This window comes from Bradyrhizobium lablabi (assembly GCF_018129385.1).
GTDB classification, from domain to species: Bacteria; Pseudomonadota; Alphaproteobacteria; order Rhizobiales; family Xanthobacteraceae; genus Bradyrhizobium; species Bradyrhizobium lablabi_C.
Genome location: NZ_JAFCLN010000017.1, coordinates 91,372 through 109,518 on the forward strand (window position 1 = coordinate 91,372; position 18,147 = coordinate 109,518).

Here is an 18,147-nt window from a genome sequence, read left to right on the forward strand (position 1 = left end):
AGGCTCAATCCCATTTCGGCGCAAAACCGTAATCGGTCAGGCGTCCGCCGCTATTGCCCAAGCCGGAAATCTCGCGCATTTCGGCTTCCGACAGTTCGAAATCGAAGATTTCCATGTTCTCCGACAGCCGCTCCAGCCGCGAGGTGCGCGGGATCGCCGAGACGCCCTGCTGCACCAGCCAGCGCAGGCACACTTGCGCGGCGCTCTTGCCATGCGCCTTGCCGATCCGCGCGAGCACTTCGTCGTTCTTGATCCGGCCCTTGGCGATCGGACTGTAAGCGACAACAGCCATATCGTGCCGCGCGCAGGCTTCCCGCACCTTGCTCTGGTCGAGATAGGGGTGAAATTCGACCTGATCGCACACCAGTGGCGCCGGGCATTTCTCCACCGCTTCCTCGATCAGGGCCACCGTGAAATTCGACACGCCAATGTGCCGGGTCATGCCGAGCTTGCGGACATGCGCCAGCGCGCCCAGCGTCTCCGACAGCGGCACCCGCGGATTGGGCCAGTGCAGGAGCAAGAGGTCGACCTCGGACAGGCGAAGCTTGTTCAGGCTCTCTTTGGCAGAGCGCTCCAGATCATGCGGCGCAAAATGGCTGGTCCACACCTTGGTGGTGACGAACACCTCCTCACGCCTGACGCCGGAAGCGCGCAAGGCCTCGCCGACCTCGCGCTCGTTGTCATAGGCCTGCGCGGTGTCGATGTGGCGATAGCCGAGCCGCAGCGCCTGCTGGACCAGCCGCGCGCAGGTGCGGCCGCGCAGCTCCCAGGTGCCGAGCCCGATCGCGGGGATTTTGGCGCCATTGGCTTCGACGAAAAGCATGATGGGGCGCTCGCAAGATCGCGCCCATTATGTCGTGTGCGCGAAGGCGTTGCTAGACCGGCTCGGGTTCCGTCGCGAGCGCGGCGAACACCGCATCCGGCGCGCGGGCGATGACGGCGAGCAATGCGCGGGCCGGCCCGCGCGGGGCGCGCTTGCCCTGCTCCCAGTTGCGGATGGTTTCCACGGGCACGCCGAGCTTGGCGGCGAATTCGGTCTGGGTGAGCCGCGCGCGGCGGCGCAGGTCGCGAACGGCCGGCGTGATCTCCACCGGTGCGACCGCCGGCATCGCCGGCGCGAGCGGAAACTCCTGCCCATCACGCAGTTCGACGATCCGTCCGTCCGCCTTCAGCCGCAAGCGCATGCTCGGTTTCATGCACCGCATGATGCGGCAAGCACGTTAAGGTCCGATTAACGATAGAAGCCGCTGACTCGACGGACTTTTTTCTGACGCGTTTTCGTCACGCGAACCGCTATTTCAGCCCGAACCACAGCGTGGCGATGCCGAGGAAGGAGAAGAAGCCGACCACGTCAGTGACGGTCGTGACGAAGGTCCCGGAGGCAACGGCAGGATCGGCCCTGACGCGCTCCAGCAGAATCGGGATCAGGATGCCGCCGAGCGCACCGGCGATCAGGTTGCAGACGATGGCAAGGCCGATCACCATCCCGAGGCCGGGGATCTTGAACCATGCGACCGCGGCCACGCCGGTGATGACGGCAAAGGCGAGGCCATTGACGAGCCCGACCATGGCCTCGCGCAGCACGACCCGCCAGGCATTGCTGGCGCGCAGCTCGCGCGTCGCCAGCGCCCGCACCGCCACCGTCATGGTTTGGGTCGCGGCATTGCCGCCCTGGCTCGCCACGATCGGCGCCAGCACGGCGAGCGCCACCATCTTTTCGAGCTGTCCCTCGAACAGGCCGAGCACGGATGAGGCAAGGAAAGCGGTGGCGAGATTGACCAGCAGCCAGTTGAAGCGGCCGCGCGCAATGGTCCAGACATTGTCGGACAGCTCTTCGTGGCTGGTGACGCCGCCCAGCGCCTTCAGATCCTCGTCGGCCTCCTCCTCGATGACGTCGACGACGTCGTCGATGGTGATGACGCCGACCAGCCGGTCCTGGGTATCGGTCACGGGCGCCGCCACCAGGTTATACTTGCCGAACATCCGCGCGACTTCTTCCTGGTCCTCCAGCACCGAGACGCGGCGGCGGTCCTCGTCGATGAGATCCTTCAGCGGCACCATGCGGCGCGAGCGCAGCAGCACGTCGAGCGGCACCGCACCCTGCCAGCGCTGGTCTTTGTCGACGGCGTAGATCTCGTAGAAGCGGTCCGGCAGATCGGAGGTCTCGCGCATGTAGTCGATCGCCTGCCCGACGGTCCAGTCCGGCGGCACCGAGATGAACTCGGTCTGCATGCGCCTTCCGGCGGAATTTTCCGGATACAGCAGGCGGCGCTCGATCGCATCGCGCTCCAGCGGCGGCAGCTTTTCCAGAACCTCTTCGCGGTCTTCCTCGTCGAGCGCTTCCAGCAGCTCGACCGCGTCGTCGGATTCCAGTTCGCGAACGCCCTCGGCGACTTCCTCCGGCTCCAGTTCTTCGAGGATCTCCTCGCGGACGCCTTCGTCGACTTCGTTGAGCGCCGAGAAGTCGAAGTCCGAGCCGGTCAGCTCGACCAGTTGAACGCGGTCTTCCGGCGCGAGCGCGCTGATCAGGTCGCCAAGATCGGCCTCATGCAATTCGGCGACGACTTCGCGCAGGAACGCGGTGTCGGCGGCATGGATGGCGCGCGTAATCTCGGCGACAAATTCCGGACGTATATGGCCCTCATCATCCCGCATCGGATGGCGGTCGAGCACCGATGCATCGGCCGGTTGCGCAACGTTCACATCGTCGGCCATGCCGCGCCTCGCCGTTTGACAGAATGAGGGAACTTGTCTGTTATTGCCGCCCCGCATTAGCCAATGGATAACGCCAAGTGCAAGATAAAGATGCCGGCGCATCGATGCCGATGAAATCGCTGGCCGGCGCCCTGCTGCTCTCGCTGGCGTGCATGCCGGCGGCACCTGCGGCGGAATGTCCGCGCAAGGATGCGCTCGGTACCTCGCGCGTCCTTGCCGTGGATGCGGCGACATGGCCGCAGACCGGCCTGATGAGTTTTCCGCAGAGCCTGCCGCTGGAAGACCACGAGGTCGTGCTGACCTTTGACGACGGTCCCTCACCTGCGACCAATGCAGACGTGCTGGCGGCGCTGGCACACGAATGCGTGCGCGCCACGTTTTTCCTGATCGGCAAGACCGCGTCCGAGCACCCTGATCTGGTCAAGCGGATTGCCGCCGCAGGTCACACGATCGGCCATCACTCCTGGTCCCACAACAACTTGAAATACATGTCGGGCGAGGATGCCGCGGGCGAGATCGACAAGGGTATCGCCGCGGTCGAACAGGCGCTGCACGGGGTGTCGACCACGGTGCCGTCGACGCCGTTCTTCCGCTACCCCTTCTTCGAAATGACGCAGGCGACGCTGGACAACCTGCAAAAACGTAACATTGCCGTGTTCGGCGCCGATCTGGCCGCCGACGACTGGCTGCAGATGAAACCTGAGGACGAGCTGAAGCTACTCACACAGAGGCTCAACGCTGCGGGAAAAGGTGTCATCTTGCTGCACGATCCCGCGCGCCAGACGGCGGCCATGCTGCCGGCGTTCCTGCGCTATCTGCGTGACAATGGCTACCGGGTCGTGCATCTGGTGCCGGCGATTGCGGCGGCCGGCACGACGACCGCCCACAAGAAATGAAATAGGTGAGGAATTACAATCATTAAATCGGCGTTCATCACGCCGGCTATAATGCCGTTAAGACGATTTGGAATGCGAGCAGAAATTTGATGAGCGGTAATGTTGGACCTGGTGTTGGACTTGGCGTCCGGACGCAGCGTTGGGCCGGTTGGCTGGCGCTGTTGATTGCGGGGATGGCGAGCGGGAGCGCGCTTGCTGCGAACTGCCCCGGCCATCCGGATGCGCTCGGCACCTCGCGCACGCTGGTGGTGGATGCCAAGGCGCATCCCCTGATCGGCACCATGCAGTATCGCGAAACGCTGCCGCTCGAAGACGGTGAAGTGGTGCTGACTTTCGATGACGGCCCGCTGCCGAAATACTCCAACCAGATTCTGGAAATCCTTGCCGCACAATGCGTGAAGGCGACCTTCTTCCTGGTCGGCCAGCAGGCGCGGGCGAATCCCGAAGGCGTGCGCAAGGTGCGCGACGCCGGCCATACGGTCGCGACCCACACCCAGAACCATCCGTCCGGCATGCACAAGCTGCCGCTCGAGCGCGCCACCAAGGATATCGAGGACGGCATCGCCTCGGTGAAGGCCGCGCTCGGCGATGGCGGCGCGGCGCTCTCGCCGTTCTTCCGAATTCCCGGGCTCGCTCGCAATGACGGGATCGAGGAATTCACGAGGGCGCAGGGCCTCCAGATCTGGAGCGCGGATTTTCCGGCCGACGACTGGCGCCCGGTCTCGTCCAGGCGCGTCCATGACCTTGCGATGCAGCGCCTCAAGGGCAAGGGCAAAGGCATTTTGCTGCTGCACGACATCCAGCCCCGCACCGTGGCGGCCCTGCCGGGAATCCTGCGCGACCTGAAGGCGGGCGGCTATCGCATCGTCCATGTCGTGCCCGCGACGGCCGACCTGCCCGCGACGCCGACCGAGCCGATCCAGTGGCTGCTCAATCCGCCGTCCGAGCATGTCCCGGTCGCCCGCTGGCCAAGAATCCCGAATTTTGTTTTTGCAGAAACCCGATCGCTGCCGGTGCCGCAACTGACGGATACCTGGTGGAATGACGGCGCCGTGCTCGATCACCCGAAACGCGCCCAGCGCGGCGTTCCGCTGCCGCGCGAGGCGCCGTGGCCGCGGCTGGTTCAGGTGGCGTCCGCCGGCGCCACCCTGCCCGTTCCGGCCGCCGGCGTGTTCGAAGTCGAGGAGGGATTGCGCGTCGCCATGCGCGGCGTGGCCTCGTCCGCACGCCGCGCCGAACCGACACGCGCGGCCCAGGCCGAGCCGAAACGTCCGGCAAGGCTCGCGCACATCGCTGCCCGCCACGGCAAGCGCATCGCGGGCGCATCGGCAATCCATGGCAAGCCCGCCGTCAGCGGAAAGCCGGCACACCACGCGCGAGCCGCTGGCCCCGCCGGGCGGAAAGCTTCCAAGCGCGCGATCCCCGACAAGAAGAACGCCAAGGGCAACGGCCGCAACCGGGAAGCGCGGGCATAAGGCCGCTTCCGTTCAGAAAGCCGGCCGGCTCAGTTCGTCACGATCTTGGCGATGCAGAGCAGGATGACCAGCGCCAGGAACAGCAAGTCGATATAGGACTTCATCTCGCCGGCATAACGCAGCTCGGCGACATCGCTGACGATCTGCTTGCGCGAGGCTGCGGCACTCGGACCTTCCGCCGCAAGCCCCGCCAGCCGCCGCGTCTCGCCTTCCAGCCGCTCGATGCGCTGGAAGAAATGGAACGCCCGCAGGGCGGAGAACGCATGCATCCCGGCATAAACCAGGATGAGGACCGCCAGCACCGCGCGCTGCGGATATTTTTCCAACAGGTTCAGGCTGTAATAGACCGCCGCCAGGAACACGAAGTTGGAAGCGAAGCGATAGGCGTAGCCAAGAAACTTCATGCGGATGCTCCGGAAGGCAGATCGCCGAATCCTTGCGCGGTAATCATTTACGCCGCGTGTGTGTCGCCGCCGCAACGCAAGCATGATTAACCGTTGGAATCATGGAACTTGCGGGACGCCGGCGAACGGCGTCGGCGCAGCCTGTTTTCATCACAGGGATACGCGACCCGAAACCACATCTGAGGTCTGGTGCGCTCGGAGGGACTCGAACCCCCACGATGTTACTCACTGCCACCTCAAGGCAGCGCGTCTACCAATTCCGCCACGAGCGCTTGGGAGATCGGCCTTTGGGCTTGCCCCGGCCGGATCAACGGCGCGGATGTAACAAATCAGGATTGGGGGTACAAGGCCCGTCAGCCAACGGATTCAGAGGAGATTTGGGACCGGATTCCTACCTGTTGCCCGCCCGGCGCGGCAGCATCTGCTTGACCTCGACCGCGATGCGGTTGCGGTCGACCAGCACCACGCCGCTGGCGACCGGCATGTTGTTGGCGAGGATTTTCACCTCGTCCGCTTCGGTCGCATCGAGCTCGATGATGGCGCCGCGCGACAGCCGCATCACCTGGTGGATGGGCATCGTCGTGGTGCCGAGCACCACCATCAGATCGACGCTGACCTTATCGAGAGTTGCGACCACTTTTGAACCGCCGGACCGTGACTAGATTGCTTGAGATTCCGCTTGGTTCCACCTGACCATGTTATGGTTAGCCAATGGTTAATGACCGCCAAAGCCTCGATCTGACGACGTTTGCCGGCCCGGCCGGCGCGCCGCCCGTGGAGTGGCGGATAGCCGACCGGCTTGTCGCCTACCCCGAAGCCGTCGCCGCCATGGAAGAGCGCGCGGCCGCCATCGCGGCCGGTCAGGCCAGTGAGCTGGTCTGGCTGCTGGAGCATCCCCCGCTCTACACCTCGGGCACCTCAGGCAAGAACGACGACCTGCTCGACCCGCGCTTTCCCCTGTTTACATCAGGGCGCGGCGGGCAGCTCACCTATCACGGCCCGGGCCAGCGGGTGGCCTATGTGATGCTCGACCTGAAACGGCGGCGGCCGGATGTGCGCGCCTATGTGGCGGGGCTGGAGGAATGGATCATCCGCACGCTCGGCCATTTCAACGTGCGCGGCGAGCGGCGCGAGGACCGGGTCGGCGTCTGGGTCAAACGCCCCGACAAGGGCGAAGGCTTTGAGGACAAGATCGCGGCGATCGGTGTCCGCCTGCGCAAATGGGTGTCGTTCCACGGCATCGCCATCAATGTCGAGCCGGACCTGTCGCATTTCTCCGCGATCGTGCCCTGCGGCGTCGCCGATGCCAGATACGGTGTCACCTCGCTGGTCGATCTCGGCTACCCCGTCGGCATGGCCGATGTCGACATCGCGCTCCGACAGGCGTTCGCCGAGGTGTTCGGGCCGGTCGAGGCGCGCCTGCCGGCAGCGACCGTGTGCTCGGGATCGTAGCGTGTCGAGGAGCGCGATTCTCACGCTCTGTCTCGTCGCGATCGCCGTTGTCGCGTGGATCGTTCTGCGACGGAGCCAATCCAGGATCTGGTTCAAGACATTTGACGAAGTGGCCGTCGTTCGGGAACTCCTGCTCTGGGCGGCACCCAAAGTGCCGGGCCGGCGCGGCCGGATGTTATTTGCCACTCCGCTCGCTATCGCGCCCTACGCGATTCCGCACCTGTATTCGATATCGCGCGGCGATCTTGCCGTTCTGGCTCCCTACATCGACGAATGGATCGAGGGAAAGCTGCCGCCGCAGAACCTGCCTGCCGAATACGAGGACATCCGGCCAAAAGTCCTGCTCGCCTTCAAGCAGCGCCTGCGGGCCGAAGGACGATGGCCGTCGCCCGGCGCGTGAAAAGGTGTGTGCGCCCTTCCTCACGCCGGCCGGTGCGGGGCATGTTTTCGCCTGATCACGCCGCCGCGCGCTGCGGCGAGACTTCCAGCTTGCCGGCGATGTAGCGCCGCTCCTGGGAGAGGCCGCCAAAGCCGTAGGCGTCGGCCCTGACCTCGTCGACATGCAGATAGGTCTCCTCGTGCAGCGGCCCGAGCAGTTCACCCATCCTTGCGAACACTGCGGCGAGATAGTCGGCTTTCTCATCCTTGGTATTGGTGCCTTCGCTGACATGGATGTCGATCCAGTAGCTCGCGAGCTTTTGCTCGGCGAGCGGTTTTCCGCCGGCGAACCAGTCGGACCCGTCGACATCCCTGACGATGACGGCGGTCACCTTGGGATCCTTGTGCAGGATCTTGGCGGTGAGCTCGATGATGGCGCCAGCGATGTCCGATTTCAGCGACGGTTTTTCGCGCCCGGTGGAATAGCTAACGGTGATGAGCGGCATGTTGGTCTCCCTGAAAAGCTGCGCGTCCTTGCGCCTCCCTCCATCTAGACCTTGCCATATCATCTTGGTACCTTATCTCTACTGATACCAATAATAAGAGATACTGATGAAGCCATGACCGCGCTCGACATCCCGACGGTGCAGGCCTTCCTGCTGGTTGCCGAGCTGCAAAGTTTTACCCGTGCGGCCGAAGCGCTTGGCACCACGCAGGCGGCGGTGAGCATGAAGCTACAGCGGCTGGAAGCCGTGCTGAAAAAGCGGCTGATCGAGCGCTCGCCGCGTGCGGTGCGGCTGACCGCCGAAGGTGCCGCCTTCCTGCCCTCCGCCCGCGCGCTGATGGAGGCGCATGACCGCGCGTTGACTGGCGAGCGGCCGTCCAGGCAGCACTTGTCGCTGGGCATCAGCGACCACGCTTGCGGGCCCGAATTAGTGACGCTGCTGGAGCGGCTGCACACGGTATCGGCGAATCTTTCGCTGGTCGTGAAGATCGGCTTTTCGCGCGAACTGCTCGACATCTATGACGCCGGCGATCTCGACGCTGTCGTGACGCTGGAAGGCAGCCGGCGCGGCGGTGAGAAACTGGCGGAGAACGAATTCGGCTGGTTTGCCGCCGGACGTTTTGCCTGGCGAAGCGGCGAAAAACTGCCACTGGCGATACTGGCGGCGCCCTGCGGCGTGCGTGCGATCGCGCTGCGGGCGCTCGACAAGGCCGGCATCGGCTGGAGCGAGGCCTTCGTCGGCGGCGGCGTCACCGCGGTCGTGGCCGCGGCGCTCGCCGGGCTTGCCGTCGCCCCGCTGGCGCGGCGGATTGCGCCCGCCGGATTGATCGACGTCGGACCGGCGCTCGGGCTGCCGCGTCTCGGCGCGTCAAAAGTCGTGTTGCACTCCAAGGTCAGCGATCCCGCAAAACTCTCCGCGCTGCGAACGCTGGCCGCGACATTTCGCAGCGTGGCGACGCGCTAAGTACGATACCGCTCAGATTCGCACCGCGCGCTTCAGGTGCAGGTACTCCGGGCTGAAATCGCCCGCGACTGCAAGCCGCTTCCAGTCCTTGACGGTCAGGACGCCGCCGCGAAATTCGATCAGTCTGGCACGCCGCAGGGCTTGCAGCATCCGGTTGACGGTGACAATCGCCATGCCGAGCGCTTCGCCGATCTGCGTCTGGCTCAGCGGCGCGGCGCAGGAATTGCCGTCCGTGAGTCCGCTCGTCCGCGCCCGGTAGAACAACTCGCAGAACAGATGCGCCAACCGGGTCCGCGTGTTGCGGCTGCTGTTGCGGGTGATGGTCTCGCGAAAGATCGCAGCATCGATCAGCGTCTCGCGCCAGATCGCAAATCCAACCGAGGGACGCCGTTCAAACGCCCGGATGATTTCCTTGTGCGGCACGAGCGCAAGCTCGGCCTCGCCGACGGCGCATACGGCATGATCCATCTGATCGAGGAACAACGACTGGGCATCCGGCAGATCACCCTTGATATGGAACGACAGGTACTGCCGGCCGCCGCCCTTGAGCAGGTGATAGCGGGCCACCATGCCCTCCAGCACCAGCGCAGCGACATCGGGGCGGTCGCCCTGCCGGACAAAGTCTTCGCCAGGTTTCAGCGAGCGGCGGTGATAGGTCATCGCCTCAAGCTCCGCCGCATCCTCCGCGGTCAGCCGTGAATGTTCCGTGAGCTTGTGCGTCAGGACGTCGGCGGGTTCAGCCATCGGCGGCTACCTTGTCAAATGATAATGCCGGGCTGACGCGCCGTGCCTGACTTGGTTCCTAAAGCCAGGACCGGGAGGACCGCTGCCGTGGCCGCCAAGCGCAATCGCCGCAAAAACTTCAAAGACACTTCCGAACGCCTGCTGGAATCGGCGGCGGAAGCCCGGGCGCAGGCCGCGATGCTGCCGCCCGGCCCGCTCCAGCGCGAGCTGCTCCGTAAGGCGCGCGAGGCCGAGACGACCGCCCATCTCAACGATTGGCTAACCAGCTCCGGCCTGCGTCCCCCGAAATAGGCACCGCGAAAACCCGCGCCATCCTGTCCGAGGAACCAAATCGCTCGACAAGCGTTTGGTCCATTCCTCAGGGGTTCCATGTTCGGAAAAGACAAGCAACAACAACGCGATCTCTTCGAGAGCGAGCGTGATTTCCGTCTCCTCGTAGAGAATGTGACGGACTATGCCCTTTACATGCTCGATCCCGCCGGGATCGTGACGAGCTGGAATATCGGCGGCCAGCGCATCAAGGGCTATACGCCCCAGGAGATCATCGGCCAGCATTTTTCCCGCTTCTATACCGAGACCGACCGCGCCAACGGCAAACCGCTGCGCGCGCTGACGATTGCGCTCGAGCAGGGCCGGTACGAGGAGGAAGGCTGGCGCGTGCGCAAGGACGGCACGTTCTTCTGGGCGAGCGTCGTCATCGATCCGATCCGGGAAGACGGCGTGCTCGTCGGTTTCGCCAAGATCACGCGCGACATCACCGAGCGGCGCGAAGCCCAGCTCAAGCTCGAACGGATGCAGAAGCAGCTTGCGGAATCGCAAAAGCTCGATGCGCTGGGCCAGTTGACCGGCGGCGTGGCGCACGATTTCAACAATCTTCTGATGATCATTAGCGGCAGCGTCCATACCCTGAAGAAAGGCCTGGACGACGATCCAAGGCTACAGCGCGCAGTGACCGCCATCGAGGCCGCCACCCGGCGTGGCGCCTCTCTCACCAGCCAGCTCCTGACCTTCGCGCGGCGACAGAGCGTCAATCCCCAGGTGATCGATCTCGCCGAGCGCATCAATGCCGTGCGCGAAGTCCTCGACACCGGCGTTGGCAGCGCCGTCACGTTGGCATTCAACATCGATCGGGACGTATGTCCGGTCGTCGTCGATATCAGCGAATTCGAGACCGCGCTGGTCAATCTGGTGATCAATGCCCGCGACGCCATGCCCGAAGGCGGCACCATCACGATCAGCGCGCACAATCCGCCTGACACCGCTGCCGAGGACGATAGCGCCTACGTCGCCGTCTCCGTGAGCGATACCGGCGCCGGCATCGCGCCCGACGTGCTCAACAAGATTTTCGATCCGTTCTTCACGACCAAGCCGATCGGCAAGGGCACGGGCCTTGGCCTTTCGCAGGTCCACGGTTTTGCCCATCAAGCCGGCGGCACGGTCAAGGTGACGAGCGAGATCGGCAAGGGCACCACCGTGACGATGCTGTTGCCGCGCGAGCACGCCAGGCCGCAAGCCGAGCATCCCGAGACCATCGATGCCGGCGCCAGCGGCACGGTGCTGCTCGTCGAGGACAACCCGGACGTTGCTTCCGTCAGCGTCACTCTGCTGGAGCAACTCGGCTATTCCGTGCGCAGGGTGGCGGACGCCGAGGCGGCGCTGCGCGAAATCGACCACGATGGATTCGACCTCGTGTTCTCCGACATCGTGATGCCCGGCAAGATGGATGGCCTCGCGCTCGCCAACTGGCTGAAGAAAATCCGTCCCGACCTGCCGGTGCTGCTGGCTACCGGTTACAGCGATGCCGCCGCCAATGTCCGCGGCGATTTCCCGATCCTGCGAAAACCCTACGAAATCCACCAGCTCAGCCAGGCGATCGCCAAGCTGGCGCGGTGATCCCATCCCTCCCCTACAAGATCGCCTCGAACGCGCTGCGCAGCGTCTCGTGCCGGAACACAAAGCCGTTGCTCAGCGCCTTGTTCGGCAATACGCGCTGGCCGCCGAGCAGCAGCTCATTGGCAAAGTCGCCGCCGAAGCGCCGCAAGAGCCCGGCGGGAATGCGGAACAGCGCCGGGCGATGCAGCCGCCGGCCGAGCTCTTCGGTGAATTTTGCATTGGTGACCGGGATCGGCGCGGTGGCGTTGATGGGACCGGAGAGATCCGAACGCGCGATAACGTGGGCGATCAGGCGGACGAGATCGTCGCGCTCGATCCAGCTCATCCACTGCTTGCCCGAGCCGATCGGGCCACCGAGGCCGAACTCGAACGGCGTGAGCAGCCGCGTGACGAACCCGCCCTCGGTGCCGATCACCAGGCCGATGCGCAAATTGACGACGCGCACGCCGTACTCGCCCGCCGGCCGCGCCGCCTGCTCCCACGCTTCGCACAGTTCATGGCTGAAGCAGGCATGCGACTTGGCCGATTCCGTCAGCACCTGATCCTGCCAGAGCCCGTACCAGCCGATGGCCGAGCCGGAGACCAGCACCGCGGGCTTCTTGTCCAGCCGCGCGATCAGGCGCACGACATCGCCGGTCATGTTGATGCGGGAGTCCAGAATCTTCCGGCGCTTCTCGGCCGTCCAGAATCCGTTGCCGATCGGCTCGCCCGCGAGATTGACGACGGCGTCGATCGGCGCATCGGAAGGCAGTTGATCGAGGCTGGTGATGACGGTGATCGGCGGCGAAAACATTTCCGCCTTCGCAGGATTGCGCACCAGCGCGATCACCTGATGGCCGGCGCCGGCCAGCGCCGCCACCAGGCGGCTGCCGATGAAACCGGTGGCGCCGGTCACCAGCACGGTCTGCCGCCCCTGCAATTTTTCGACGAGGTTTTTTGCAGGCGCGATGGTCATCCGCCCCAGCCGCCTTGCCGCCGCGAAATCGCGCAACCCGCACAGCGCCGCACCCACCGCGGCAGCCGCCGCAATGATGCTGAGCCAGCCCGTGTACGCCGACTTGATCCCCGTCGGCTGCATAGCCCAGCCGATCAGCACCGGCATCAGCAGCACGAGGATGGCGCCGTAATTGATGGCGAGCAGCGTGTGATTGATGCGCTCGCTCGGCGGCAGCTTTCGGCTCAGATCCTCTTCCACGAAATCCATCAGCGTGATGACGACTTCGACCACCAGCACGGCAATGATGAGCAGCGCGAACAGCCCGTGCACTTCCAGCCAGCCGAGCACCAGGAACAGGAACGCATAGAGCAGGTTGCGCACGCCATGCAGTTGCAGCTCATGGCGCTGCGAGGGCCGCCAGGCCAGCCGCTCGGTGAATTCATGATGATAGAAGGTGTCGAACACCCCCATCGCGATCTGGATGGCGATCAGGGTCCAAAGCAGCGGCGTCATGGGGTGGCCTCCCGGAACACGGCGGACTGACGGATAAGCGTGCCAAAGCGGGGATGGACGACATCGAGCGTGAAGCGGAAGTTCCCGCTGCCGAGATCGGTGTGGGTGACGGTCAGGGCGCCGGGGCAGAGCCAGTCCGGCAGCGCCAGCCGCAGCGGGCCGATCTCCAGGAAATAGCCGGCGCTGCGGAACACCAGCGCTTCATGCTCGACGGAAATGTTGAGCGCCATGCTGACGCCGCAGCCGACATATTCTTCCAGTCCTGTCGCGCCGGCGAATCGCTTGGCCGAGTGGATGACCTGCGCAAAGCCGCTGCTGCGCGCACAGAGCCGCGTCCAGATCTGGCCGCCACTTTTTGCATCCTCGGTGACGGTAACGACAACAGGCACGCCGGTCTCGCGCCCCGTCGGCAACGGCCCGCCGATCAGGCGCGTGAGCTGCGCCAGCCACCAGCCGATCCGGCTGAACGCCGCCCGCTCCACCTCGCCGACATAGACGATGGTGGCGCCGGCCTTGAGGCGTTTTGAAAACCTTCGCCAGGTGGCGACCGGAAGACGTCCCCACTCCTCCGGCGGCAGCAATGCGCGGAATCGATTGTCGTCGCAAAACTTGTCGGTGAAAGGAGCCGGGGCCGGAAACGGGGTGATCCTGTTCGCAAACGCCATGCTACGCTCCTGTTTTCTCCGCCTATTTGCTCTTTCCCGGCAGGAAACTGACGATCTTCTCGCCAAGCTTGATCAACGCGATCAACCGCGGCCGCGGCACGGTGAGCATCTGCGAATACCAGCGGTCGACCAGCTCAGTGAACGCCAGCATTTCCTTCAGCCGCTTGCTGGCGACCGGGCTGATGGCGGGATCGTCGGCGGCATCGGAGACGCAGGCGCGCAGCGCATCGACCGCGGGATCGATCTCGCGCTCCTTGCGGCCCGCGGCGATCTTTGCCGCCACCTCCCAGATGTCCGTCTCGGCTTCAAAATGGTCGCGGCGATCGCCGAGGATCGGCACGCGCCGGATCAGGCCCCAGGAGAGCAGCTCCTTGATCGAGTTGGAGACGTTGGAGCGCGCCATGCCGAGCGTGTCGGCAATGTCCTCGGCGGTCATCGGCTCCTCAGCGAGGTAAAGCAGCCCGTGGATCTGGCTGACCGAGCGGTTGACCCCCCACTCGTCGCCCATGTCGCCCCAATGCAGGATGAAGCGCTCGACCACGGCGGGGAGTTTCTTCCTGGCGGTTGTTTCTGTCATGACAGAAATATCAGATATAACGGGACGGAAGTCAAGTGCCCCCGGCGCCGGCCCGGCCCTGCGTCACCTTGTCGTGAGAAGTGCGACAGCGCACAGGCTACCTTGGCCGCCCGCGATACCGGTGTGCGCATCACGGCGCTCGAATCAGGAGGTCGCCAATGACTGCCATTGCGCAAGCCCTGTCCCGCCTGCTCGTGACCGTCAACAAGATCGAGGTATTGAAGCAGCTTGTGCTGTTCTGCGCGGCCTGCCTGCTGGTGGGGTTATTGATGCTGACCTACGGGCTCGACCTCAGCCCGGGTTTTTTCTAGCCGTTGGCCGCGCCGTTCATGCCTTCACAAGAACATCGCTAGATGGTCGGCAGTACCGAAAACCGCTCCCCTGCCCGCCGCAGGTTCAGCGCGTCCTCGGTCGCGGTCTCGCTGATGACGTTGTCGACGCGGGCGGCCGGCGGGCCGTGGCGGCAGAGGGCGACCATCTCGCTCACGATGCGCGGCGGTCCCGAAAACAGCGCCTCGACACTGCCGTCCCGGCGGTTGCGCACCCAGCCCTCAAGTCCGCAGGCGGCGGCCTGATCCTCGACCCAGGCGCGATAGCCGACGCCCTGCACGCGGCCGCGAATCGTCACCTGGAGGATCGCGGTCATGGATTCCCGAGCCCGAGGAATTCGCCGGCGCGTGCCCTAGCTTCGGCATCGCGCATGAGGCGAGCGGTCAATTGCGCTGATGGAAGTCCCTTCAAATCTCTCGGCTTGGTGCCCTCGCGCAGCGCCTTCAGCGTCTCGTACACCGCCTGCGTGGCGGCGGCGAACGGCGTGTGCCCCTGCAACGCTATCTTGACGCGCTGGCTGACGAGGAACGCGGCATCGTCGAGCTCGCCCTGGGTGTTGCCCAGCACCAGCGGCAGCGTGGTTGCCGCCGCGATCGCCTGCACCTCTTCGCGCGTCGTCAGGCCCGTGAAGAACAGCGCATCGACGCCAACAGCTTCATAGGCCTTTGCACGCGCGATGCACTCGGCGAAACTGGACGCCTTGGCCCCGCCGCCGCGCGTGCCGGTGCGGCCGAAAATCACCAGCGCCGGATCGCTGCGGCCGTCGAGCGCGGCCTTCATCTTGCCGACGCCCTCTTCCAGCGAGATCAGTTGCGGCTCGCTGGCGCCAAAAGCCTGCGGCAGCAGCGTGTCCTCGATGGACAGGCCGGCCGCACCCGCAGCTTCGAGTTCCTGCACGGTGCGGCGGACATTCAGCGCATTGCCGTAGCCGTGATCGGCATCGACGACGACAGGCAGCTCCGCGGCACGCGACATCCGCCGCATCTGCTCGCAGAGCTCGGTGAGCGTGATCAGGGTAATGTCGGGATCGCCGAGCACCACGAGCGAAGCCACCGAGCCGCCGAACATACCGAGCTCGAAGCCGAGATCCTCTGCGATGCGGATCGATGTCGCGTCATAGACCGAGCCCGGACGGATGCAGGCGTTGCCCTTCAGGATCGCACGCAGCGCCTCGCGCCGTTTTTGGAAGGCCATGACAACTCCTCGTCTCAGCCGTCATTGCGAGGAGCGAAGCGACGAAGCAATCCATCTTTCCCAACGACGCGCTAAGGATTGCTTCGCTTCGCTCGCAATGACGGTCTCAAAGGCGCGCGGCCGCGCCGCTTACGCAAACTCCAGGATCAGCGCATCCACCGCCAGCGTGGCGCCGGGCGCGGCGTGAATCTTCTTCACCGTGCCGTCGCGCTCGGCGCGCAGCACGTTCTGCATCTTCATGGCCTCGACCACGGCGAGCGTCTCGCCGGCCTTGACCTCCTGCCCTTCGCTGACCGCGATCGACACCACCAGTCCCGGCATCGGGCACAGCAGTTTCTTGCCGGTATCGGCCGCCGTCACCACCGGCATCAGCCGCGCGGATTCGGCCTCGCTCTCGGTGAAGACATAGGCCGCAACCTCAAACCCCTGATGCGCAAGCCGGAAACCGTTGGCGATCATCCGCACCTGCATCGCGAAGAACTGCCCGTCGATCCTGCCCTGCCAGACCGGCTCGCCCGGCTTCCAGGGCGACACCAGTTGATGCGGGTTGCCGGGCAGGCCATCGGCGCCGATGAAGCGCACCGCGATGCCATCGGCCTCGCGCGCGACGTCGAGGGCGATCTCTTCGCGGTCGAGCCACACCGCACGGCGGCGCTCGCGCTGCACCAGGCGGCCATTGAGCTGGCCGGAAATCTGCCGCTTGCGCTCGCCCAGCACATGGTCGATCGCGGCCGCAACGGCCGCCAGCCTTCGGGCCACCTCGCCTTCCGGCGCGTGCGCGGAAAATCCCTTTGGAAATTCCTCCGCGATGAAGCCGGTGGAAAGCTTGCCCTCGCGCCAGCGCGGATGATGCATCAGCGCCGACAGAAACGGGATGTTGTGCCTGATACCGTCGACATAAAAGGCATCGAGCGCGGTCGCCTGCGCCTCGATCGCCGCGGCGCGCGAGGGCGCGTGGGTAACGAGCTTGGCGATCATCGGATCGTAATAGATCGAGATTTCGCCGCCTTCCTGCACGCCGGTATCGTTGCGCACGGTGATGCCGCCCTGGCTGACTTCCGCCGGCGGGCGGTATTTCACCAGCCGCCCGATCGACGGCAGAAAGTTACGGAAGGGATCTTCGGCATAGACGCGGGATTCCACCGCCCAGCCGGTCAGCGTCACGTCCTTTTGCGAGATCGCCAGCTTCTCGCCCGCGGCGACGCGGATCATCTGCTCGACGAGATCGATGCCGGTGATCAGTTCGGTGACGGGATGCTCGACCTGTAGCCGCGTGTTCATCTCGAGGAAGTAAAAGCTCTTGTCCTGCCCCGCGACGAATTCGACCGTGCCGGCGGAATCGTATTTCACGGCCTTGGCCAGCGCCACCGCCTGTTCGCCCATCTTGCGGCGCGTGGTTTCATCGAGCAGCGGCGACGGCGCCTCCTCGATGACCTTCTGGTTGCGACGCTGGATCGAGCATTCGCGCTCGCCGAGATAAATCACGTTGCCGTGCTTGTCGCCCAGCACCTGGATTTCGATGTGGCGGGGATCGACGATGAATTTTTCGATGAAGACGCGGTCGTCGCCGAACGAGGATTTTGCCTCGGCCTTGGCGAGATTAAAACCTTCGGCGACCTCGGATTTCGAATGCGCGATGCGCATGCCCTTGCCGCCGCCGCCGGCGGAAGCCTTGATCATCACGGGATAGCCGATCTCATCCGCAATCTTCACCGCGTGCTTGTCGTCCTCGATCACGCCGAGATGGCCGGGCACGGTCGAGACTTTTGCCTTCGCCGCGGCCTTCTTGGATTCGATCTTGTCGCCCATCGCGGCGATGGCGCCGGGGTTGGGACCGATGAAGACGATGCCGGCCGCCTCGAGCGCGCGCGGAAACGCTTCGCGCTCGGACAAAAATCCGTAGCCGGGATGCACGGCCTCGGCGCCCGTCTTGCGGCAGGCCTCCACGATCTTGTCGATGACGAGATAGCTTTCCGCCGCCGCCGGCGGGCCGATGAACACGGCCTCATCGGCCATTTCGACATGCAGCGCGTCGCGGTCGGCCTCGGAATAGACGGCGACCGTCTCGATCCCCATCCGGCGGGCGGTCTTGATGACCCGGCAGGCGATCTCGCCGCGATTGGCGATCAGAATTCTCTTGAACATGTTCTTCTTGGGCTATTCGGCTTTGGGCAGGATCCTCGGGCCCTGTGGTACAGGAAAACGGAGCCGAGGCAACGGTCTAGTGCCGTTCAGACCACCCTAGCCGGTATAGGTTTGAAATCTGCCGCGCACATAGGCGTGCGAGACCGCCTTCATCAGTTCGCTCACCTCGTTTTCGAGGAAATCATTCGCCACGATCAGCGCACGGATGGTGGCGCGCAGGTCGCCGCCGCAAGCTGCGATCGCTTGATCCACGGCAGTTTCCAGTTCGTCACCGCCAGCATGGTCGGGCTTTGCATCGGCGGACATGCTGATATTTCCAAGGTGAGTGGAGCGGCGCGCATGTTCTAGTTTTGTTCTAGT

General features: G+C 64.8%; 22 protein-coding genes and 1 tRNA gene. 8 read left to right on the top strand and 15 right to left on the bottom strand.

What is annotated here, in order from left to right; genetic code table 11:
- Positions 1 to 4 precede the first annotated feature (4 nt).
- From JQ628_RS26225 to mgtE, 3 genes are all read right to left on the bottom strand, one after another.
- On the bottom strand, positions 5 to 823 hold the full coding sequence (locus tag JQ628_RS26225) for an aldo/keto reductase (protein ID WP_212226915.1): 819 nt from the start codon (positions 821 to 823) through the stop codon (positions 5 to 7).
- 52 nt (positions 824 to 875) lie between these two features.
- Positions 876 to 1,184 carry a helix-turn-helix domain-containing protein gene (locus JQ628_RS26230; protein WP_249128438.1) on the bottom strand — a complete coding sequence of 103 codons (309 nt, stop codon included), beginning with the start codon at positions 1,182 to 1,184 and terminating at the stop codon, positions 876 to 878.
- Between the two features lie 109 nt (positions 1,185 to 1,293).
- Entirely contained in the window at positions 1,294 to 2,715 is a 1,422-nt protein-coding gene (gene mgtE / locus JQ628_RS26235) for a magnesium transporter (RefSeq protein WP_212226917.1), read from the bottom strand.
- Positions 2,716 to 2,825: 110 nt separating this feature from the next.
- Here mgtE and JQ628_RS26240 point away from each other — a divergent pair, with 110 nt between their 5' ends.
- Together JQ628_RS26240 and JQ628_RS26245 are read left to right on the top strand one after the other, a co-directional pair.
- Positions 2,826 to 3,611: a polysaccharide deacetylase family protein gene (locus JQ628_RS26240; RefSeq protein WP_433996167.1), complete on the top strand. Its 786-nt coding sequence runs from the start codon at positions 2,826 to 2,828 to the stop codon at positions 3,609 to 3,611.
- 89 nt (positions 3,612 to 3,700) lie between these two features.
- Positions 3,701 to 5,086: a polysaccharide deacetylase family protein gene (locus JQ628_RS26245; protein WP_212226918.1), complete on the top strand. Its 1,386-nt coding sequence runs from the start codon at positions 3,701 to 3,703 to the stop codon at positions 5,084 to 5,086.
- A 29-nt stretch (positions 5,087 to 5,115) separates the two neighbouring features.
- On the opposite strand, the gene JQ628_RS26250 is transcribed toward JQ628_RS26245, so the two are convergent.
- The 3 genes from JQ628_RS26250 to JQ628_RS26260 form a co-directional block, all read right to left on the bottom strand.
- Positions 5,116 to 5,490, bottom strand: coding sequence for a hypothetical protein (locus tag JQ628_RS26250; protein WP_212226919.1), 375 nt, complete (start codon positions 5,488 to 5,490; stop codon positions 5,116 to 5,118).
- Between the two features lie 187 nt (positions 5,491 to 5,677).
- Positions 5,678 to 5,762: transfer RNA gene (locus JQ628_RS26255), tRNA-Leu, on the bottom strand.
- Positions 5,763 to 5,881: 119 nt separating this feature from the next.
- Complete coding sequence (locus JQ628_RS26260; RefSeq protein WP_212226921.1) at positions 5,882 to 6,127, bottom strand: FliM/FliN family flagellar motor switch protein; 246 nt, start codon at positions 6,125 to 6,127, stop codon at positions 5,882 to 5,884.
- A gap of 74 nt (positions 6,128 to 6,201) precedes the next feature.
- On the opposite strand from JQ628_RS26260, the gene lipB reads away from it, so the two are divergent.
- Positions 6,202 to 6,942 (top strand): lipoyl(octanoyl) transferase LipB, encoded by a 741-nt coding sequence (lipB, locus tag JQ628_RS26265; protein WP_212226923.1) that lies wholly within the window; start codon positions 6,202 to 6,204, stop codon positions 6,940 to 6,942.
- Positions 6,943 to 7,114: 172 nt separating this feature from the next.
- Positions 7,115 to 7,342, top strand: coding sequence for a hypothetical protein (locus tag JQ628_RS26270; RefSeq protein ID WP_212226925.1), 228 nt, complete (start codon positions 7,115 to 7,117; stop codon positions 7,340 to 7,342).
- Between the two features lie 55 nt (positions 7,343 to 7,397).
- Here the strand turns inward: JQ628_RS26270 and JQ628_RS26275 are convergent, their stop codons facing one another.
- Positions 7,398 to 7,826 (bottom strand): tautomerase family protein, encoded by a 429-nt coding sequence (locus JQ628_RS26275; protein ID WP_212226927.1) that lies wholly within the window; start codon positions 7,824 to 7,826, stop codon positions 7,398 to 7,400.
- Positions 7,827 to 7,940: 114 nt separating this feature from the next.
- Between JQ628_RS26275 and JQ628_RS26280 the strand changes: the two genes are divergently transcribed.
- Positions 7,941 to 8,789 carry a LysR family transcriptional regulator gene (locus JQ628_RS26280; protein WP_212226929.1) on the top strand — a complete coding sequence of 283 codons (849 nt, stop codon included), beginning with the start codon at positions 7,941 to 7,943 and terminating at the stop codon, positions 8,787 to 8,789.
- Positions 8,790 to 8,801: 12 nt separating this feature from the next.
- Here JQ628_RS26280 and JQ628_RS26285 read toward each other — a convergent pair whose 3' ends face one another.
- Positions 8,802 to 9,533: a Crp/Fnr family transcriptional regulator gene (locus JQ628_RS26285; RefSeq protein WP_212226931.1), complete on the bottom strand. Its 732-nt coding sequence runs from the start codon at positions 9,531 to 9,533 to the stop codon at positions 8,802 to 8,804.
- An 87-nt stretch (positions 9,534 to 9,620) separates the two neighbouring features.
- On the opposite strand from JQ628_RS26285, the gene JQ628_RS26290 reads away from it, so the two are divergent.
- Both JQ628_RS26290 and JQ628_RS26295 read left to right on the top strand, forming a co-directional pair.
- A complete protein-coding gene (locus JQ628_RS26290; protein WP_212227122.1) occupies positions 9,621 to 9,824 on the top strand; it encodes a hypothetical protein in 204 nt (67 codons plus the stop codon).
- 78 nt (positions 9,825 to 9,902) lie between these two features.
- The gene (locus JQ628_RS26295; RefSeq protein WP_212226933.1) at positions 9,903 to 11,426 is read left to right on the top strand and encodes a PAS domain-containing sensor histidine kinase; all 1,524 of its coding nucleotides are present in this window, start codon (positions 9,903 to 9,905) and stop codon (positions 11,424 to 11,426) included.
- 13 nt (positions 11,427 to 11,439) lie between these two features.
- On the opposite strand, the gene JQ628_RS26300 is transcribed toward JQ628_RS26295, so the two are convergent.
- Genes JQ628_RS26300 through JQ628_RS26310 form a run of 3 tightly spaced genes read right to left on the bottom strand, consistent with a single transcriptional unit; the run spans position 11,440 to position 14,118 of the window.
- Entirely contained in the window at positions 11,440 to 12,876 is a 1,437-nt protein-coding gene (locus JQ628_RS26300) for a TIGR01777 family oxidoreductase (RefSeq protein ID WP_212226935.1), read from the bottom strand.
- On the bottom strand, positions 12,873 to 13,541 hold the full coding sequence (locus tag JQ628_RS26305) for a DUF4166 domain-containing protein (RefSeq protein WP_212226936.1): 669 nt from the start codon (positions 13,539 to 13,541) through the stop codon (positions 12,873 to 12,875). Before JQ628_RS26305 ends, JQ628_RS26300 begins: the two co-directional genes overlap by 4 nt.
- A 22-nt stretch (positions 13,542 to 13,563) precedes the next feature.
- On the bottom strand, positions 13,564 to 14,118 hold the full coding sequence (locus JQ628_RS26310; protein WP_212226937.1) for a GbsR/MarR family transcriptional regulator: 555 nt from the start codon (positions 14,116 to 14,118) through the stop codon (positions 13,564 to 13,566).
- 158 nt (positions 14,119 to 14,276) lie between these two features.
- On the opposite strand from JQ628_RS26310, the gene JQ628_RS26315 reads away from it, so the two are divergent.
- Positions 14,277 to 14,429, top strand: a complete 153-nt coding sequence (locus tag JQ628_RS26315; RefSeq protein WP_212226939.1) for a hypothetical protein — start codon at positions 14,277 to 14,279, stop codon at positions 14,427 to 14,429.
- Positions 14,430 to 14,467: 38 nt separating this feature from the next.
- Here JQ628_RS26315 and JQ628_RS26320 read toward each other — a convergent pair whose 3' ends face one another.
- The 4 genes from JQ628_RS26320 to JQ628_RS26335 form a co-directional block, all read right to left on the bottom strand.
- Positions 14,468 to 14,764, bottom strand: a complete 297-nt coding sequence (locus tag JQ628_RS26320) for an acylphosphatase (RefSeq protein WP_212226941.1) — start codon at positions 14,762 to 14,764, stop codon at positions 14,468 to 14,470.
- A complete protein-coding gene (locus JQ628_RS26325) occupies positions 14,761 to 15,642 on the bottom strand; it encodes an isocitrate lyase/PEP mutase family protein (protein WP_212226943.1) in 882 nt (293 codons plus the stop codon). The genes JQ628_RS26320 and JQ628_RS26325 overlap by 4 nt, the downstream gene beginning before the upstream one ends.
- Before the next feature lie 129 nt (positions 15,643 to 15,771).
- Complete coding sequence (locus JQ628_RS26330) at positions 15,772 to 17,787, bottom strand: acetyl-CoA carboxylase biotin carboxylase subunit (protein WP_212226944.1); 2,016 nt, start codon at positions 17,785 to 17,787, stop codon at positions 15,772 to 15,774.
- A gap of 96 nt (positions 17,788 to 17,883) precedes the next feature.
- Positions 17,884 to 18,093, bottom strand: a complete 210-nt coding sequence (locus JQ628_RS26335) for a hypothetical protein (protein ID WP_212226945.1) — start codon at positions 18,091 to 18,093, stop codon at positions 17,884 to 17,886.
- Positions 18,094 to 18,147 lie beyond the last annotated feature (54 nt).

Excerpts from the sequence above, each read along its gene's own strand:
- JQ628_RS26320 (WP_212226941.1), bottom strand. The coding sequence starts at position 14,764 with ATGACCGCGATCCTCCAGGTGACGATTCGCGGCCGCGTGCAGGGCGTC.
- JQ628_RS26285 (WP_212226931.1), bottom strand. The coding sequence starts at position 9,533 with ATGGCTGAACCCGCCGACGTCCTGACGCACAAGCTCACGGAACATTCA.
- JQ628_RS26230 (WP_249128438.1), bottom strand. The coding sequence starts at position 1,184 with ATGCGCTTGCGGCTGAAGGCGGACGGACGGATCGTCGAACTGCGTGAT.
- JQ628_RS26270 (WP_212226925.1), top strand. The coding sequence starts at position 7,115 with ATGTTATTTGCCACTCCGCTCGCTATCGCGCCCTACGCGATTCCGCAC.
- JQ628_RS26225 (WP_212226915.1), bottom strand. The coding sequence starts at position 823 with ATGCTTTTCGTCGAAGCCAATGGCGCCAAAATCCCCGCGATCGGGCTC.
- JQ628_RS26310 (WP_212226937.1), bottom strand. The coding sequence starts at position 14,118 with ATGACAGAAACAACCGCCAGGAAGAAACTCCCCGCCGTGGTCGAGCGC.
- JQ628_RS26305 (WP_212226936.1), bottom strand. The coding sequence starts at position 13,541 with ATGGCGTTTGCGAACAGGATCACCCCGTTTCCGGCCCCGGCTCCTTTC.
- JQ628_RS26295 (WP_212226933.1), top strand. The coding sequence starts at position 9,903 with ATGTTCGGAAAAGACAAGCAACAACAACGCGATCTCTTCGAGAGCGAG.
- JQ628_RS26250 (WP_212226919.1), bottom strand. The coding sequence starts at position 5,490 with ATGAAGTTTCTTGGCTACGCCTATCGCTTCGCTTCCAACTTCGTGTTC.
- JQ628_RS26275 (WP_212226927.1), bottom strand. The coding sequence starts at position 7,826 with ATGCCGCTCATCACCGTTAGCTATTCCACCGGGCGCGAAAAACCGTCG.
- JQ628_RS26280 (WP_212226929.1), top strand. The coding sequence starts at position 7,941 with ATGACCGCGCTCGACATCCCGACGGTGCAGGCCTTCCTGCTGGTTGCC.
- mgtE (WP_212226917.1), bottom strand. The coding sequence starts at position 2,715 with ATGGCCGACGATGTGAACGTTGCGCAACCGGCCGATGCATCGGTGCTC.
- JQ628_RS26315 (WP_212226939.1), top strand. The coding sequence starts at position 14,277 with ATGACTGCCATTGCGCAAGCCCTGTCCCGCCTGCTCGTGACCGTCAAC.
- JQ628_RS26300 (WP_212226935.1), bottom strand. The coding sequence starts at position 12,876 with ATGACGCCGCTGCTTTGGACCCTGATCGCCATCCAGATCGCGATGGGG.
- JQ628_RS26240 (WP_433996167.1), top strand. The coding sequence starts at position 2,826 with ATGAAATCGCTGGCCGGCGCCCTGCTGCTCTCGCTGGCGTGCATGCCG.
- lipB (WP_212226923.1), top strand. The coding sequence starts at position 6,202 with ATGGTTAATGACCGCCAAAGCCTCGATCTGACGACGTTTGCCGGCCCG.
- JQ628_RS26325 (WP_212226943.1), bottom strand. The coding sequence starts at position 15,642 with ATGGCCTTCCAAAAACGGCGCGAGGCGCTGCGTGCGATCCTGAAGGGC.
- JQ628_RS26245 (WP_212226918.1), top strand. The coding sequence starts at position 3,701 with ATGAGCGGTAATGTTGGACCTGGTGTTGGACTTGGCGTCCGGACGCAG.
- JQ628_RS26330 (WP_212226944.1), bottom strand. The coding sequence starts at position 17,787 with ATGTTCAAGAGAATTCTGATCGCCAATCGCGGCGAGATCGCCTGCCGG.
- JQ628_RS26335 (WP_212226945.1), bottom strand. The coding sequence starts at position 18,093 with ATGTCCGCCGATGCAAAGCCCGACCATGCTGGCGGTGACGAACTGGAA.